This window comes from Sporanaerobacter sp., from assembly GCF_047830725.1.
In the GTDB taxonomy this organism is placed as follows: Bacteria; Bacillota; Clostridia; order Tissierellales; family Sporanaerobacteraceae; genus Sporanaerobacter.
On record NZ_CP181252.1, the window covers coordinates 1837577 to 1854086 of the forward strand.

At 30.6% G+C, this 16510-nt stretch carries 20 protein-coding genes; 19 read left to right on the forward strand and 1 reads right to left on the reverse strand.

What is annotated here, in order from left to right; all coding sequences use genetic code 11:
* Window positions 1-15: 15 nt before the first annotated feature.
* From ACFWUA_RS09085 to ACFWUA_RS09145, 13 genes are all read left to right on the forward strand, one after another.
* Window positions 16-1245: an Rne/Rng family ribonuclease gene (locus ACFWUA_RS09085; RefSeq protein WP_416197704.1), complete on the forward strand. Its 1230-nt coding sequence runs from the start codon at window positions 16-18 to the stop codon at window positions 1243-1245.
* A gap of 111 nt (window positions 1246-1356) precedes the next feature.
* The gene (rplU, locus tag ACFWUA_RS09090) at window positions 1357-1668 is read left to right on the forward strand and encodes a 50S ribosomal protein L21 (RefSeq protein WP_416197705.1); all 312 of its coding nucleotides are present in this window, start codon (window positions 1357-1359) and stop codon (window positions 1666-1668) included.
* 5 nt (window positions 1669-1673) lie between these two features.
* Window positions 1674-2021: a ribosomal-processing cysteine protease Prp gene (locus ACFWUA_RS09095; RefSeq protein WP_416197706.1), complete on the forward strand. Its 348-nt coding sequence runs from the start codon at window positions 1674-1676 to the stop codon at window positions 2019-2021.
* A 4-nt stretch (window positions 2022-2025) separates the two neighbouring features.
* A complete protein-coding gene (rpmA, locus tag ACFWUA_RS09100) occupies window positions 2026-2316 on the forward strand; it encodes a 50S ribosomal protein L27 (RefSeq protein WP_416197707.1) in 291 nt (96 codons plus the stop codon).
* 67 nt (window positions 2317-2383) lie between these two features.
* Window positions 2384-2932 carry a Spo0B domain-containing protein gene (locus ACFWUA_RS09105; RefSeq protein WP_416197708.1) on the forward strand — a complete coding sequence of 183 codons (549 nt, stop codon included), beginning with the start codon at window positions 2384-2386 and terminating at the stop codon, window positions 2930-2932.
* 69 nt (window positions 2933-3001) lie between these two features.
* Entirely contained in the window at window positions 3002-4279 is a 1278-nt protein-coding gene (gene obgE / locus ACFWUA_RS09110) for a GTPase ObgE (protein WP_416197709.1), read from the forward strand.
* Window positions 4280-4302: 23 nt separating this feature from the next.
* Window positions 4303-4485, forward strand: coding sequence for a hypothetical protein (locus ACFWUA_RS09115; RefSeq protein WP_072743358.1), 183 nt, complete (start codon window positions 4303-4305; stop codon window positions 4483-4485).
* A 14-nt stretch (window positions 4486-4499) separates the two neighbouring features.
* Entirely contained in the window at window positions 4500-4790 is a 291-nt protein-coding gene (gene yhbY / locus ACFWUA_RS09120) for a ribosome assembly RNA-binding protein YhbY (RefSeq protein WP_416197710.1), read from the forward strand.
* 42 nt (window positions 4791-4832) lie between these two features.
* Entirely contained in the window at window positions 4833-5441 is a 609-nt protein-coding gene (gene nadD / locus ACFWUA_RS09125) for a nicotinate-nucleotide adenylyltransferase (protein ID WP_416197711.1), read from the forward strand.
* A 17-nt stretch (window positions 5442-5458) separates the two neighbouring features.
* Entirely contained in the window at window positions 5459-6031 is a 573-nt protein-coding gene (gene yqeK / locus ACFWUA_RS09130; protein WP_416197712.1) for a bis(5'-nucleosyl)-tetraphosphatase (symmetrical) YqeK, read from the forward strand.
* A gap of 6 nt (window positions 6032-6037) precedes the next feature.
* Window positions 6038-7018, forward strand: a complete 981-nt coding sequence (locus tag ACFWUA_RS09135) for an LCP family protein (protein ID WP_416197713.1) — start codon at window positions 6038-6040, stop codon at window positions 7016-7018.
* A gap of 15 nt (window positions 7019-7033) precedes the next feature.
* Window positions 7034-7390, forward strand: coding sequence for a ribosome silencing factor (gene rsfS / locus ACFWUA_RS09140; RefSeq protein ID WP_416197714.1), 357 nt, complete (start codon window positions 7034-7036; stop codon window positions 7388-7390).
* A 39-nt stretch (window positions 7391-7429) separates the two neighbouring features.
* Window positions 7430-7810, forward strand: a complete 381-nt coding sequence (locus ACFWUA_RS09145; protein ID WP_416197715.1) for a RidA family protein — start codon at window positions 7430-7432, stop codon at window positions 7808-7810.
* 12 nt (window positions 7811-7822) lie between these two features.
* On the opposite strand, the gene ACFWUA_RS09150 is transcribed toward ACFWUA_RS09145, so the two are convergent.
* Window positions 7823-9106, reverse strand: coding sequence for a D-alanyl-D-alanine carboxypeptidase family protein (locus ACFWUA_RS09150; RefSeq protein ID WP_416197716.1), 1284 nt, complete (start codon window positions 9104-9106; stop codon window positions 7823-7825).
* A gap of 152 nt (window positions 9107-9258) precedes the next feature.
* On the opposite strand from ACFWUA_RS09150, the gene ACFWUA_RS09155 reads away from it, so the two are divergent.
* The 6 genes from ACFWUA_RS09155 (at window position 9259) to ACFWUA_RS09180 (ending at window position 16497) form a co-directional block, all read left to right on the forward strand.
* On the forward strand, window positions 9259-9900 hold the full coding sequence (locus ACFWUA_RS09155) for a helix-hairpin-helix domain-containing protein (protein WP_416197717.1): 642 nt from the start codon (window positions 9259-9261) through the stop codon (window positions 9898-9900).
* A gap of 19 nt (window positions 9901-9919) precedes the next feature.
* Window positions 9920-10951 (forward strand): selenide, water dikinase SelD, encoded by a 1032-nt coding sequence (gene selD / locus ACFWUA_RS09160; protein WP_416197718.1) that lies wholly within the window; start codon window positions 9920-9922, stop codon window positions 10949-10951.
* Window positions 10952-10969: 18 nt separating this feature from the next.
* Window positions 10970-12382, forward strand: a complete 1413-nt coding sequence (selA, locus tag ACFWUA_RS09165; RefSeq protein WP_416197719.1) for an L-seryl-tRNA(Sec) selenium transferase — start codon at window positions 10970-10972, stop codon at window positions 12380-12382.
* A 14-nt stretch (window positions 12383-12396) separates the two neighbouring features.
* Window positions 12397-14304: a selenocysteine-specific translation elongation factor gene (gene selB / locus ACFWUA_RS09170; RefSeq protein ID WP_416197720.1), complete on the forward strand. Its 1908-nt coding sequence runs from the start codon at window positions 12397-12399 to the stop codon at window positions 14302-14304.
* Window positions 14305-14393: 89 nt separating this feature from the next.
* The gene (locus ACFWUA_RS09175; RefSeq protein ID WP_416197721.1) at window positions 14394-15089 is read left to right on the forward strand and encodes a response regulator transcription factor; all 696 of its coding nucleotides are present in this window, start codon (window positions 14394-14396) and stop codon (window positions 15087-15089) included.
* Complete coding sequence (locus tag ACFWUA_RS09180) at window positions 15058-16497, forward strand: ATP-binding protein (protein ID WP_416197722.1); 1440 nt, start codon at window positions 15058-15060, stop codon at window positions 16495-16497. Before ACFWUA_RS09175 ends, ACFWUA_RS09180 begins: the two co-directional genes overlap by 32 nt.
* The last annotated feature ends 13 nt before the right edge of the window (window positions 16498-16510 follow it).

Here is a 16510-nt window from a genome sequence, read left to right on the forward strand (position 1 = left end):
TTTAGGAGAGATAATATGAGCCTAATACTTGTAGATGTAAAGGAAAATGTAAATCGCATAGCTATAAAACAAGATGATAAATTGGTTGAATACTATATAGAAAAAAGTGAAGAAAAGACTTTGGGAAATATTTATAGAGGAAGAGTAGTAAATGTATTGCCAGGAATGGAAGCTGCTTTTGTAGACATAGGACTTGAAAAAAATGCTTATTTGTATTTAAAAGATGCACTTCCTAAAGATATGAGAAATCAAAGAGATGTGTCTATTAATGATGTTGTAAAGAGTGGAGAAGAGATAATAGTACAAGTAATCAAGGAATCTATTGGTACAAAGGGCCCTAAAGTTACGACACATATTACTATACCAGGTAGGTATACAGTTCTTACTCCTTATTCAAATAAGATAAAAGTTTCTAGAAAAATAAAAGATATGAATGATGTAGAAAGACTTTTGAATATAGGAAGAGAAATTCAAAGAGATAATATGGGAATTATTTTGAGAACTATATCTAGAGATGTTGAAAAAGAGCAAATAGAAGAGGATATGAATATTTCAATAGAATTGTTCAAAAAAATAGAAAGAGAAAAAAATTTTTCACCTTGTCCAAAGCTTATTTATAGAGAAATGGACATGGTGCACAGAATTGTTAGAGATGTATTTATAAATTCTTCTGATAGATTGATTATAAATGATAAAGAAAAATATGATAGTATCGTATCTTCTCTTAAACATATATCTCCTGAATTGGAAGACAATATAGAATTGAGATCTGGAGAAGATATTTTTAAATCCTTTAATATTGAGAAAGAGTTAAAAAATGCTTTTAAAAGAGAAGTTACATTGAAAAGTGGAGGATATATAGTTATAGATGAAGCAGAAGCTTTGACGGCTATTGATGTAAATACGGGTCATTATATAGGTAATTTAAGTTTAGAAAAAACTGTGGTTAAAACTAATTTAGAAGCAGCAGAAGAAATAGCTAGACAATTGAGGCTTAGAGATATAGGCGGTATAATTATAATTGATTTTATAGATATGCAAGAAGAAGTTAATGCAAAAATAGTTCTAAAGAAATTAGAAGAAGAGTTGCTTAAGGATAGAACTAAAGCTACTATTGTGGGTATAACTAAATTAGGGCTTGTGGAGATGACTAGAAAAAAAGTTAGAAATAGATTATCTTGGGATTTTATACAAACTTGTACCCATTGTCAAGGAAGAGGGAAAATACTTGATTATGGATGTTGACAAAAATGAAATTTTTTGATAGAATACTACTTTGTAAGTAGCCGCTCAATGTGGGTTTTGAAGCATAGTCACCTGACATTGGCGAGACTGGATAGGGGAGGTGCAATAGAAATGTATGCTGTAATTGAAACAGGCGGAAAACAGTATAGGGTACAAGAAGGAGATACTATATTTGTTGAGAAGTTAAATGTAAATGAAGGGGAAAAGATTAATTTTGATAAAGTACTTTTCATTTCAAAAGAAGATAATGCTGAAGTTGGCAAGCCTTATGTTGAAGGAGCAAAAGTAGAAGCAACAGTTTTAGAACAAGGCAAAGCAAGAAAAGTTGTAGTATTTAAGTACAAGTCAAAGAAAGATTATAGAAAGAGACAAGGCCATCGTCAACCATATACAAAAGTTAAAATTGAAAATATTTTAGGATAATTGAAATGATCAATGTAAAGATTTACAGAGATTTAAATGAAAATATTTTCAAGTATGTTGTAGAAGGTCATGCTGGTTATTCAACTAGTGGAAGTGATATAGTTTGTGCAGCTGTATCTATGCTTACACAAACTACTTTAATTGCTTTAAATGAAGTTTGTAAAATTGACGAAGAAGATATAGACTATTTTATAGATGATGAAAAGGGAAAGATGAGTGTAGCTATTCCGAAAACTCTTCAAAGTGAAAAATTATATTCTGCTAATATAGTATTGAAAACTATGGAAGTTGGAATAAAAGCTTTGATTGATAGCTATCCTCAATATATTACTCTCAAATATGGGGAGGTGTAATGAAATGATAAAATTGAATTTACAATTATTTGCTCACAAAAAAGGAGTAGGTAGTTCAAGAAATGGCCGTGATAGTCAAGCAAAGAGATTAGGTGTTAAAAGAGGAGATGGCCAATATGTTTTAGCTGGAAACATTATAGTTCGTCAAAGAGGAACTAAAATTCATCCAGGTACAAACGTAGGTAGAGGTAGCGACGATACACTATATGCAAAAGTAGATGGTGTAGTTAAATTTGAAAGAAAAGGTAAAGATAAGAAACAAGTTAGTATTTATCCAGTTGAAGAACTAGCATAGATATAAAGTGGCTTACCGCAAGGTAAGCTTTTTTGTTTGTTTGAATAAAAGTAGGGGAGGAAGGAAAATGAGACAGACAAAATATGTCAAATATATGAGTGACAATTTTAGGGCTCAACGTCATGATTTTATGAATTATTTTCAAATTCTTTATGGATATATACAGCTTGGGAAAATAAATGAGGCAAATGAATATATAAAGGGAATCATGGAATTAAATAAAAATATGAGTAAGGCCTATAGCATATCTTTATTGAAAGTAAGTATACTTTTAGATAAGATGGTTAGGGAGTTTAGCGATATTGATTGCATTGTAGAATTAGATATAAAAAAATATATAGATTGCACTTTGAGAATGGTAGATAATGAGGATGATATAGTGAATTTGTTGGGAAAAGTATTTGATTATTATATGGAAAGAGAAGAATTTTGCAAAGATAAAATACATATAAAAATTGAAGAATTTGAGGATAGAATAAGTTTTTTATTTGTGGGAAAATATAATATTGCTGAAATTTTGGAAGAAACAAGAGGGTTTAACTTTGAAATAGTAGAAGAAGGCACTAGTTTTACTTTCACATATGTAAATCCTATAGACATTTTAGAGGAAGAATAGTATTGACAGGTAAAATAGAATTGGTATAATTAAATTACTATTATAGAAAGGTACAATAGGGATGATATTATGTTTATAGATATAGCTAAAATACGTGTTAAGGCAGGTAAAGGCGGAGATGGAGCTGTTGCCTTTAGAAGAGAAAAATATGAGCCTTCTGGTGGTCCATATGGTGGAGATGGAGGAAATGGCGGAAGTATCATATTACAAGTAGATAATAGCATAAGAACTCTTATGGATTTTAAATATAAGAGAAATTATAAAGCAGAAGATGGAGAAAATGGTAAGACCAAAAAACAATATGGGAAAAAAGGTTCTGATTTAATACTGAAAGTTCCTTTAGGAACTATTGTAAAGGATGGAGATTCTGGAAAAGTTATTGTAGATTTAAAAGAAGAAGGCCAAACTTTTGTTATTGCAAAGGGCGGAAAAGGGGGCAAAGGAAATGCAAAATTTGCTACACCTACTAGACAGGCCCCTAGATTCGCTGAAGCAGGTGAAAAAGGAGAAGAAAAGTTCATAATTCTTGAATTAAAATTATTGGCCGATGTAGGTTTGATTGGTTTTCCCAATGTTGGGAAATCGACTCTTTTATCTGTGTTGTCTTCTGCAAAACCTAAAATAGCTAATTATCATTTTACTACACTTACACCAAATTTGGGTGTTGTAAAAGTTGATGAGGGCAAGAGTTTTGTTATTGCAGATATTCCAGGGCTGATAGAGGGTGCTCATGAAGGAGCAGGACTTGGGCATGAGTTTCTTCGCCATGTAGAGAGAACTAGATTGTTAGTTCATTTAGTTGATGTTTCAGGTATTGAAGGAAGAAATCCACTAGAGGATTTTTATAAGATAAATGAGGAATTAGAAAAATATAGCTCTAAATTATCTAAAAAGCCTCAGATTGTGGTAGCGAATAAAATGGATTTAAGCACATCGAGTGAATATTATGAAAATTTCAAAGAAGAATTGACTAAAAAGGGTTTTGAAGTTTATCCTATATCTGCCGTTACTAAAGAAGGGGTGGAAGCACTTAAATATGCTATATGGGATAGACTTATAGATATTGAGACAAACTATGAAACATTTGATGATATAATTGAAGAATATGAAGAAGTAAAGAATGTAGAAGATGATATAATAGTTAAGTATGAAAATGGTATGTATATTGTTGAAGGAAGTTTTATTGAGAAACTACTATACTCAACAAATTTTGAGGATATAGATTCTAGTAGATATTTTCAAAATACACTTAGAAAGAGGGGAGTAGTAGATGAACTCAAAAAGCTAGGAGTAAGCGAAAATGATACAGTATATATTTGTGGTTTTGAATTTGAATTTTTTGAATAAAAAATGGAGGTCAGAAAAGGAAAATGGACTGCTTGAACTGTGGAAATTGCAAGGAAAATCAACCAACTTATTATTGCCTAGCTAGGAATGAAGTTGTTATAAATGAAAATTATGTACCAGAAGATAAAGAAAGAACTGGTTGGAAAAAGGGAACTAAAAATTATGAAATTCACAGAAGAAAGACAAGAAAAGAAGTAGAAGTTTAAGGGGAGTGTATTAATTGTTAACTGGAAAACAGAGGAGTTATTTAAAAGGTATTGCAAATGGTATTGATCCTATTTTTCAAATAGGTAAAAATGGAGTCAATGACAATTTAATAAAACAAGTAGACGATGCTCTTGAGGCTAGAGAGATTGTTAAAATAAATGTTTTGAACAATAGTTTATTAAATACAAAAGAAGTAGCTAATCAAGTAGCTGAATTGACAGATGCAGAGTTTGTTCAAAGTATAGGAAATAAATTTGTACTGTATAGAGAATCAAAAGATAAAAAAAGAATAGAACTACCATAAGATTGGCATAGCCAATCTTTTCTGTTTTGGAGGGAGAAGAGTATGAAGACTAAAATAGGAATTATGGGGGGTACTTTTGACCCAATTCACTTAGGCCATTTGATATTGGCAGAAGAGACAAGAGTATATTTTAATTTAGATAAAGTGGTATTTATTCCTTCAGGTAGACCACCACATAAAAATTGGGATGATATAACTGAACCCTATGATAGATATGAGATGACATTACTAGCTACAAATGATAATCCATATTTTTTTGTATCAGCTATGGAAATTGAAAGGGCAGGTCTTACATATACTGTAGATACAATAAAAAGATTAAAAAAAGAAAATGAAGATGCTGAGTATTATTTTATTACAGGGGCAGATTCTTTGGTTGATATATATAAATGGAAAAGCCATGATGAATTGCTTAAATTGTGTAAATTTGTTACTGCTAAAAGGATAGGGATTCCAAATAATGAATTAGAAAACTTGATAGATAAAATAAATAAAGAACATAGAGATACTGCATATTTACTTACTATACCTTATATTGATATATCTTCTACAGAGATAAGAGATAGAGTTAAAAGTGGAAAGTCTATAAAATATTATGTACCTAAAGAAGTTGAAAGATACATAAAAAAGAAGAAATTATATATAGAATAATACTGGAGGAATTATAAATGATTGAGGCGTGGGCTTATGAGAAACTAAAAGAAGATATAGGACAAAAGAGATATATACACTCCATTGGTGTCATGAATACAAGTATGGAGCTTGCCAAGATTTATAAAGCAGATGAGGAAAAAGCTAAAATTGCAGGATTATTTCATGATTGTGCTAAATTTAGAGAAAAAAGAAATTTATTGAAAATGGCCACCGAGTTTGATATAATTTTAGATAATGTTATGGAAAGAAATGTGGAACTTATACATGGGCCTTTAGGTGCAGAAGTTGCAAAACGTATATATAATATTTATGATGAAGAAATACTTAGTGCAATTAGATATCATACCACTGGGAAAGAAGATATGAGTATTTTAGATAAGATTGTGTTTATAGCTGATTATATTGAGCCAAATAGGAAATTTGAAGGGGTAGAGGAAGTTAGACAATTGGCTTATAGGGATTTAGACAAGAGTTTGATAAAGGCGATGGACAATACTATTGTATTTGTAGTAAAAAGTGGAGATCTTATCCACTTAGATACTATTAAAGCAAGAAACTATTTAAAAATAAGAAAGGATTTGGAGTGAGGTTCTGTGAAAAAGAAATTTTTCAAGACGTTTTTTATATCTTTTTTAATTTTTGCTATAGTTTACGGGGGAGTAGTTTATTATTTTGCAAATGCTAAAAATGAAATAACTGGGGGAAATGACAATTTTTTTGAAAACACAATTACTGATGACGATGATGAGCTTACATTTCTTTTACTTGGAATAGATACAAAGGATATTTTAAAAGATAATAAACGAAGATCAGATACTATGATGCTCTGTAAAATGGACAAATCCACTGGTGGTGTATCTGTATTGTCTATACCTAGAGATACCAAAGTCTATATAAGAGGTAGGGAAAATGAAGAAAGAATAAATCATGCTCATGCTTATGGAGGTCCTGATTTGTCTATAAAAGCAGTCAAGGATTTATTAGGAATAGATTTGGATTATTATGTAAGAGTAGATTACAAATTTGTTGAAAAATATATAGATTTAATAGGTGGAGTAGAAGTAGATGTGCCTATGGATATGGACTATGAAGATTTAGTAGCAGATCCACCTCTTAGAATACATTTAAAAGAAGGCAGACAAGTATTAAATGGAGATAAATCACTACAGTTTTTGAGATATAGAAAAGGCTATAAAGGAAAGGGATATAAAGATGCGGATTTAGGAAGAATAAGAGCACAGCAACAATTTGTCAAAGCAACTATAAAACAAACTTTAAAGCCTAGAAATATAGTTAAAATTCCTCAAATAATAAACAATTATTACAAATATGTAGATACAAATATACCATTAGATGTAATAATGAAATTTGCTATGAAAGCAAAAGATATAGATACAGAAAATATTCAGATGGCAACATTGCCAGGAGAGCCAAAAACCATAAATGGGATAGCATATTATATACCACATATAGATGAATCTCGGGAATTGGTAAAAAATATGTTTATAGAACACAAGGCTGTAGAAAATAAATCTATAGAGAGTATAGATGACAGCCAAAAAATAAACAATTAAATAGGAGGTTTTGTTGTGACTGAAATTGATGAAAGACTTTCTACTATTGTAAAAGCTTGTGATGACAAAAAGGCATTTGATATAAAGGTATTAAATATACAAAAAATTAGTACTATAGGAGATTATTTTGTTATAGCTAGTGGAAATTCTACTAGTCAAGTGACAGCTATTGCAGATGAAATAGATGAAAAAATGTCTAAAGTAGGATTTGATTTGGTACAAAAAGAAGGATACAGTTCTGCAAGATGGATACTTTTAGACTATGGTGATATTATAGTTCATGTTTTTCATAAAGAGGATAGAAGTTTTTACAATCTAGAGAGATTGTGGTCAGATAGTGAGGAAGTTGATATAAGCCTTCTCATTTCATAAGAAATGAGAAGATTTTTACATATAAAGGAGGCTATTATTATGGACAAAGTAGTTGTAAGCACTGATAAGGCTCCAGCAGCTATAGGACCTTATTCACAAGGGATGAAAGCAGGAAATATGATTTTCACATCTGGTCAATTGCCAATAGTTCCTGAAACAGGGGAACTTATAACCAATGACATAAAAAAAGAGACTAGACAGAGTTTGGAAAATGTTAAAGCAATACTCAATGAAGCTGGTGCTACTCTTGAAGATGTAGTGAAAGTAACTATATTCATAAGTGATATGAACAAATTTGGAGAAATAAATGAAGTATATGGAGAATATTTTAAAGATCACAAGCCAGCTAGATCTTGTGTAGAAGTAGCTAAATTGCCTAAGAACGGCAATGTTGAAATTGAAGCTATAGCAGTTATATAAAAGTAAATGACCCTATTTTATAGGGTCATTTACTTTTATGTATGCATTTTTTCTTCTTTTTCTTCTCTTGGCTTTTTTAGCTGTAGAAAGTATTCTCCAAAATATAAATAAAATCAATAAAATTAACCACCATTCCTTAAAAAAGAAACTTTCTTTTATCTTTTCTTCTACAGTTTTTTTGGGTATATTCATTGTAGAAACAATGTTTACAGTTCCTAATGAATTTCCATTAAGGAAATATTCTATTTTTCCAAGAGCTTGTCCTTCCACTATAGGAGCTTGTAGGTTTTCATCTAAAGAAATAGTTTTTTCAATATTATTTCTACTTCCTTTGGGAATTGTAACATACAAGTCTTCATCAGCTACGCTTGAAACATAAGAACTAGATCCATTTTCAATATTTACATTTTTTATGAATTCATTTTTAAATGATAAATGTGCTTTTTCAAAATTGTCAAAACCATAATTGAGCAGTTTATGTGTATCTACATAAATATCTGTACCAGTAGATTTCAATACGACACAAATAAGATTCATATTGCCCTTAGCAGCAGATGATACTAAGCATTGTTGGGCAGCTGTTGTGTAACCGCTTTTAACTCCATTTGCCCATTCGTATTTAATGGGTACAACCTTGCCATCTACATTGATTTTTTTGTTGCTATATAATAATCTGTTGTTTGATTTTAAATATCTAGATTCCTCCTTTTTATTAGTTGGAGGAATTATATATGTATAATTTTTTACTATTTCTCTGAAAGTTTCATTTTTCATTGCATATTTTGCCATCATGGCTAAATCGTGGGCAGTAGTTAAATGATTTTCATCTGGAAGGCCATTTGGGTTTGTAAAGTGAGTATTTGTAGCTCCTATTTCTTTTGCTTTTTCATTCATAAGTTCAGCAAAGTCTTCAACACTTCCAGAAATATGTATAGCTATTGCCACTGCAGCATCATTTGCAGATTCTATTAAAAGTGCATGCAATAAATCATCTAGTGACATCTGTTCTCCTACTTCTAATGCAATATGTGTTCCATCAGTTCTTTTTACAACTTCTTCATCAATTGTTACAATGTCATTTAAATTCCCATATTCAATTGCAAGTATTGCTGTTATTATTTTTGTAGTGCTAGCAGGGAAAAGTTGCATATCAGCATTTTTTTCATAAAGTATTTGTCCGGTTTCTGCATCTATTAAAATAGCTGCTTCTCCAGTTATAGATAAGTCATCAGCATAGGAAAAACTACAATTAAATATAAGAACAAAAATTAAAAACACAAGTCCGATTTTTTTCAAAATATACACCTTCCTTACATATTACTGATATTAGTATATCAGAAATTTATCAAATTTTTAATACCATAATTAATATTTTTATAAAAAGAGGAAAAACCTAAAATTAGTAGAATAAAAATAGTATGATTATTTGTCAAAATGAGGTGATAAATGTGAGATTCTTTACAAAAAGAGAACAAATAGTTATACTAGTACTAGTTATACTAGTCGTTTTCATTATATTTTTTAATTTATATAACAAAAACGTATTATTAGAGAAAGATTTAAACTTGGACGAATTTGGTTCCAATAAATTAAATGAAATGGATGAAGGAAAAATAAAAGAAGAAAATGAAGCAGAAGAAATCATAATGGTTCATATTAGTGGACAAGTATATAAGCCAGGGCTTGTTGAGCTAAAAAATGGATCTAGAGTCATCGATGCTGTAAACAGTGCTGGTGGGCTTAAGAGTGAGGCAGATTTAGATAGAATAAATTTAGCTAAAAAATTAGTAGATGAAGAAAAAATATATATTCCCAAAATTGGTGAAGCTAATGACATGGTAGATGAAGTTGAAATTTCTGATGGCGTTGGTTCGGAAAATAGTTCAGAAAATAGGGACAACAAGATAAATATAAATACTTGTACAAAAGAAGAATTGATGAACCTGCCTGGAATTGGAGAAGTATTAGCTACAAGAATTGTAGAATATAGGCAATCTACGAAGTTCAATAGCATTGAAGATATCATGAATGTATCAGGTATAGGAAATAAAAAATTTGAAAATATAAAAGATTTAATTACTGTTAAATAAATAGAAGGAAGGGATTAAGATGAATAAAAGACTTACAGAGCTTACAAAGAGTTCAGGGTGAGCAGCTAAAATAGGTCCTGATACCTTGGCACAAGTTTTGTGTCAATTACCAAAAACTTATGATGAAAATTTGATTATAGGATTAGACACTTCAGATGATGCTGCTGTATATAAAGTAAATGATGATTTGGCTATAATACAAACATTAGATTTTTTTACACCTGTAGTTGATGATCCATATACTTTTGGTCAAATAGCAGCTACCAATTCCTTGAGTGATGTGTATGCTATGGGTGGGCAACCTATCATGGCTATGAATATAGTTTGCTTTCCAAATTGCTTATCTCCAGATGTATTAGTTCAAATATTAAAAGGAGGTCATGACAAAGTACAAGAAGCTGGTGCAATACTAGTTGGAGGTCATACAGTCGAAGATGATGAACCTAAATATGGCCTTTCTGTAACTGGATTTGTTCATCCTGATAAAGTACTTGCCAATGGTGGTGCAAAACCAAAGGATTTGCTTGTTCTTACAAAACCTATAGGAACTGGTATCATAAATACGGCCATCAAAGGTGGTTTAGCAGATAAAAAATCCTATGATGAAGCAGTTAAAGTAATGACTACGTTAAATAAATATGCCAAAGAAGCTATTGATAAAGTTGGAGTAAATGGTTGTACTGATATAACTGGATTTGGGTTTTTAGGTCATAGTTTAGAGATGGCTATGGCCAGTTCGGTGAGCCTAAAAATAGATCATGACAAAATACCTTTAATTGAAGGTGCCCTTTATTTTGCACAAATGGGCTTGGTTCCAGCAGGAACTTATAAAAATGAAGCGTATATTGGAGATAGAGTTAAATTTTTAGTAGATATTCCAGTGGAAAACAAGGATATTTTATTTGATCCTCAAACTTCCGGTGGGTTGCTTATATCTGTGCCAGAAGATAAAGTAGATAAATTGTTAGAAGAACTTAAAAACACACCTACTTCTTTTAGTGTTGTTGGAGAAGTTGTTGAAAAACAGGATTATTATATTTATGTAGAATAATGAAGAGGATGGATGAGAATGGAAGAAAGAAAAAATTTGTTTAGTTTTATACCTAAAGTTGATGAACTTTTAGAAAACCCTATCATAAGTGAAAAATTAAATAAATTGCCAAGGGTTACTATATTGGATTCTATAAGAGAAGAACTTGATGGTTTAAGAAATGATATAAAAGATGGAGTTGTAAGCGAGAAGAATATAGAAGAAAAAATAAAAACATTGCCATATTTTATAATTAAAAGTGCAGAACAAAAAAATAGCTTCAAATTGAAAAGAGTTGTAAATGCAACAGGAGTTATAATTCATACAAATTTAGGAAGATCTCTTATGAGTGAAAAAGTTATGAAAAATATAATGGAGGTATCTTCCAATTATTCTAATTTGGAGTATGATTTAGAATTAGGTCAGAGGGGTTCTAGGTATAGTCATTTAGAAGAAATAATTACAAGAATTACTGGTGGAGAAAGTGCAATGGTTGTGAATAACAATGCTGCTGCAGTGTTGCTAGTTTTAAGTACCATGGCAAAGGATAGAGAAGTCATTGTATCTAGAGGAGAATTGATAGAAATTGGCGGCTCATTTAGGGTTCCTGAAGTTATGGAACAAAGTGGAGCATATCTTGTAGATGTAGGTACAACTAATAAGACACATATATGGGATTATGAAAATGCCATAAATGAAAATACTGCTGCTTTTTTAAAGGTTCATACAAGTAATTATAGAATACTTGGTTTTACTTCTTCGGTTTCTTTAGAAGAGTTGAAAAGCTTGAAGGAGAAATATGAAATACCTATTGTAGAAGACTTAGGTAGCGGTGTGTTGATAGATTTATCTAAATATGGATTGGAATATGAGCCAACTGTACAAGATTCTATAAAAAATGGTGTAGATGTTGTAACGTTTAGTGGAGATAAACTTTTAGGAGGGCCTCAAGCTGGGATTATAGTTGGTAAAAAAGAGTATATTGAGAAGATGAAAAGAAATCCTCTAACTAGAGCATTTAGGGTAGATAAATTCACTATATCTGCACTGGAGGCAACTCTTAAATTGTATTTAGATGAGGATTTGGCTGTAGAAAGTATTCCTACACTCAATATGCTTACTATCTCAATTGATGAACTTGAGAGAAAAGCAGACAGATTAGAAAATATGCTTAGAGAAGAAATAAGTGAAGATTTAATTCAAGTACAAATAGAAGATGATTATTCTGAAGTGGGTGGAGGATCTTTGCCTTTGGAAAAATTGTCCACTAAATGCTTGACTTTATCTCCCAAAAATCTGAGTTCAGCACAATTTGAAAAAAAATTGAGATGTTTTAGAATTCCAATTATTACTCGTGTATATAAAGATAAAATATATTTTGATTTGAGAACTGTTAAAAATGATGAATTTGATATAATAGTAGAAGGCGTTAAAAATGCTTTAGAAAAGTGAGGAGAGTGCTTTAGATGAAGCATATAATTATAGGGACTGCAGGTCATATAGATCATGGAAAAACAACTTTAATCAGGGCTCTAACTGGGAGAAATACTGATAGATTGAGAGAAGAACAAGAAAGAGGCATTTCAATAGAATTAGGTTTTACATATTTTGATTTACCTAGTGGGAAGAGAGCAGGAATAATTGATGTTCCTGGACATGAAAAGTTTATTAAGAATATGTTGGCAGGAGTTATTGGTATAGATATAGTTATATTAGTTGTTGCAGCAGATGAAGGAGTAATGCCGCAAACCAAGGAGCATTTAGCTATATTGGACCTTCTTGGGATAAAAAGTGGATTTATAGTTTTGACTAAAGCAGATTTAGTAGAAGAGGAGTGGCTGGAACTTGTGAAGGAAGAAGTGAGTATGAGTGTAGAAGGCACTTTTCTTGAAGGGTCTCCAATCATTCCTGTTTCTTCAACTAAAGGTACTGGAATAGATGAAACTATTAAACTGATAGATAAATTGTCAGATGAAGTAGAGGAAAGAGACAGTGAAGGTATGCCTAGATTGCCTGTAGATAGAGTATTTACTATATCTGGATTTGGCACTATTGTCACTGGGACTTTAATTTCTGGGACGCTTAAAGTAGGAGAAGAAGTGCAAGTTTTCCCAGGAAATAAAACAACTAGAATACGTTCACTTCAAGTGCATGACAAAGATACATCTGTTGCCTATGCTGGGCAGAGAGTTGCAATAAATTTGGCAGGGCTAAAAAAATCTGAATTGGAAAGGGGGAATGTAATAGCTCCTATTGGTTCCATGAAAGATACTATGATGCTAGATGTGAAACTTAAGATACTTAAAGATATTCCAAAGATTATTGAAAATAGATCAAGGGTTAGACTTTATATAGGGACTAAAGAGGTACTATGTAGAGTAGTATTGTTAGATAGTGAGTTCTTATCTCCAGGAGAAAGCGGATATGCTCAATTGAGATTAGAAGAGCCTATAGTTGCAAAGAGAGGAGATAAATTTATTTTAAGATTTTATTCTCCAATGTTCACTATTGGAGGAGGAGAAGTGTTAGAATCAAATCCAGACAAGAAGAAAAGATTTGATGAGAGAGCATTGGAAGAATTAAAAATAAAAGAAACAGGGGATTTCAGTGAAATAGTAGAGAAAATAATATTAGATAAGAGTAGTAGCTATCCAACAGTTAAGGATATTGTCATGTACACTGTTATGCCTGAAGACAAAGTAGTAAATGAAATAAAAAAATTGGAGCAGAATGGTAAAATAAAGATTATATCTTTATTGAAAGATGTTTATATTATTCATATAGATTATTTTAACCAATTGAAAAGCAAAATTGAAAATGAGCTTAAAAATTACCATAAAAAGAAGCCATTAAAAGCTGGAATGTCAAAAGAGGAAATTAGAAGTAAATATTTAAAAGATGCTAAGCCTAAAATGGCAGACAACTTACTTAGTTTAATGATGAGTGATGGTACTATATGTCAAAATGGTCAAGTATTATTTTTGAAAGATTTTAAGATTGTGTATTCTGAGGAACAGTTAAAGATTATAGATAGCATAAAAAAAGAATTTTTGGCTGGAGGATTTATACCACCTAAACCAGAGGAATTGTATGATAGAATTAAATATGATAGGGAAGAATTAGAACAGGTATTTGAATCATTGTTGGATTGTGGTGAAGTGATTCAAATAAAAGAAGATATTTACTTTTTAAAGGAATTATATACAAAAGCTTTAGATATTTTAAAAAACTATTTAATTGAAAATAGGTATATTACTGCATCTGAGTATAGAGACTTGTTGAATACCAACAGGAAAATAGCTATAGGACTTCTTGAATATTTTGATCAGTTAAAAATTACCAAACGTATAGAAGATAAAAGAATATTATTTTAGGAAAAATAAAGGAAAACTAGATAAAATGTCGAAATATAATTAATATGTAATTAATGTGATGTTTTTGAGAAAATATATGAGGTGATAAAATGGGCACCAAAATATTAATCGTAGATGATGAAAAACTTTTCGTAAAGGGTTTGAAGTATAGTCTAGAACAGGATGGGTATATTGTAGATGCTGCTTTTGATGGATATGAGGCATTAGAAAAAGCTAAAAATAAAAGATATGATTTGATTCTTTTAGATTTGATGTTGCCAGGTATAGATGGATTAGAAGTGTGTCAGAAGTTGCGACAAGACTCACAAGTGCCAATCATCATGCTTACAGCAAAAGGTGAGGATATAACTAAAATTTTGGGATTAGAATATGGTGCAGATGATTATTTAACTAAGCCTTTTAATATACTAGAACTTAAAGCAAGGATAAAGGCTATACTTAGGCGAGTAAATATGAAGAGTACCAATATTACCGATCAAGTAATTCAAATTGATGATTTCACCATAAATACATTGGGCAGAAAATTAACTGTACGTGAAAAAGAAGTCAATCTTACTGCAAAAGAATTTGATTTATTGTTACTTTTAGCTTCAAATCCTGGGAAAGTATTTACTAGAGAAGAATTGCTAGAAACTATATGGGGCTATGAATATTTTGGAGATTTAAGAACAGTTGATGTTCACATTAGAAGGCTTAGAGAAAAAATTGAAAGAGATTCAAGTCAGGCAGAATATATACTTACAAAATGGGGAGTTGGTTACTATTTTAGAAGTAGGCCACAATAATAAAAAAAAATTTATGAGTGTTAGGTGGAAATTAGTTTCCACCTATTTATTATTGATATTTGTCACCCTTATAATAATAAATATTTTTATATTTAATACTGTCTTAAAAATATATATTCAGCAAAAACAAAATGAGACATTTATAAAAGCCAATATTATTTCTAACAGAACCAGATATCAATTGGCTTCAGATAGAATGAATGAAGAATGGGTTAAAAAGACTATAAATGAGTATAGCAAGGAGATAAATGGAAGAATTATCATTGTAGATAAAAATAATATTGTTAAGGGGGATTCAAACAATTTATTTATTGGGGATACTTTTAAGCATGATGAGATACAGAAAGCTTTGAATGGGGAAAATAGTAGAAGAGTATATAATTTTAGAGATACTGGTAGGGTTATGTATGTTTCTGTACCAGTAATACTAAATGATGAAATAGTAGGTGCTACTCTTATATCTGTATCTATTGATAATATATACTTAGAAGTTAAACATATTTCAAGAAAGGTAGCACTTATATCTGGAATAAGCATGCTTGTTACAGCTATTATAGCTTTTTTCTTTTCTGATGCTATATTTAAACCCCTAGGACAATTAAAAAATGCAATAAATAAAGTAGCTCAAGGTCATTTAGAAGAAAAGGTAAATATAGATAGTAACGATGAATTTAAAGAAGTAGCTGAAGCTTTTAATATTATGATTTTAAAATTGGATCAAGTCGATACTCAAAGAAAGGATTTTGTAGCCAATGTATCTCATGAGTTAAGAACTCCATTGACATCAATAAAAATCTTGTCAGAATCTCTTATTTCTGGAGAAGATTTTAATGTAGATGTGTATAAAGAGTTTTTGACTGATATAGATTCAGAAGTAGATAGACTAAACAATATCATAACGGATTTATTGACATTGGTGGATTTAGATAAGGAAAAGCTCACATTGGATTTAAAGATAACTTATATGAATTTTTTGCTTGAAAGGATTTATTTAAGACTAAAGCCTCTAGCTGAAAAGAAATCTATAGATTTAGAATTAGTTTTAAATGAAAAGATACAATTAAAAGTAGATAATGAGAAAATACAACAGGCTATTATAAATATTATAGACAATGCAATCAAGTATACGCAAACTGGGGGAAAAGTGAAGTTAAAATTGTATAATGAAGGGAAATATGCCATTATAGAAATAAAAGATAATGGCATAGGTATTCCAGAAGAGAACATTCAAAATATTTTTGAAAGATTTTATAGAGTAGATAAAGCTAGATCTAGGGATACAGGAGGAACAGGATTGGGGTTGTCTATTGCATGGCAGATAGTATCACTGCATCAAGGGACTATAGAAGTAGAAAGTAAAGTTGGAGTGGGTAGTACATTTTATATTAAACTGCCTATTACGACTTGATGTTTTGGGGTGA

Coding starts and splice junctions, on each gene's coding strand:
- obgE (WP_416197709.1), top strand. CDS start 3,002: ATGTTTATAGATATAGCTAAAATACGTGTTAAGGCAGGTAAAGGCGGA.
- nadD (WP_416197711.1), top strand. CDS start 4,833: ATGAAGACTAAAATAGGAATTATGGGGGGTACTTTTGACCCAATTCAC.
- rpmA (WP_416197707.1), top strand. CDS start 2,026: ATGATAAAATTGAATTTACAATTATTTGCTCACAAAAAAGGAGTAGGT.
- selA (WP_416197719.1), top strand. CDS start 10,970: ATGGAAGAAAGAAAAAATTTGTTTAGTTTTATACCTAAAGTTGATGAA.
- ACFWUA_RS09105 (WP_416197708.1), top strand. CDS start 2,384: ATGAGACAGACAAAATATGTCAAATATATGAGTGACAATTTTAGGGCT.
- ACFWUA_RS09175 (WP_416197721.1), top strand. CDS start 14,394: ATGGGCACCAAAATATTAATCGTAGATGATGAAAAACTTTTCGTAAAG.
- yqeK (WP_416197712.1), top strand. CDS start 5,459: ATGATTGAGGCGTGGGCTTATGAGAAACTAAAAGAAGATATAGGACAA.
- rplU (WP_416197705.1), top strand. CDS start 1,357: ATGTATGCTGTAATTGAAACAGGCGGAAAACAGTATAGGGTACAAGAA.
- selB (WP_416197720.1), top strand. CDS start 12,397: ATGAAGCATATAATTATAGGGACTGCAGGTCATATAGATCATGGAAAA.
- ACFWUA_RS09085 (WP_416197704.1), top strand. CDS start 16: ATGAGCCTAATACTTGTAGATGTAAAGGAAAATGTAAATCGCATAGCT.
- ACFWUA_RS09095 (WP_416197706.1), top strand. CDS start 1,674: ATGATCAATGTAAAGATTTACAGAGATTTAAATGAAAATATTTTCAAG.
- ACFWUA_RS09145 (WP_416197715.1), top strand. CDS start 7,430: ATGGACAAAGTAGTTGTAAGCACTGATAAGGCTCCAGCAGCTATAGGA.
- ACFWUA_RS09115 (WP_072743358.1), top strand. CDS start 4,303: ATGGACTGCTTGAACTGTGGAAATTGCAAGGAAAATCAACCAACTTAT.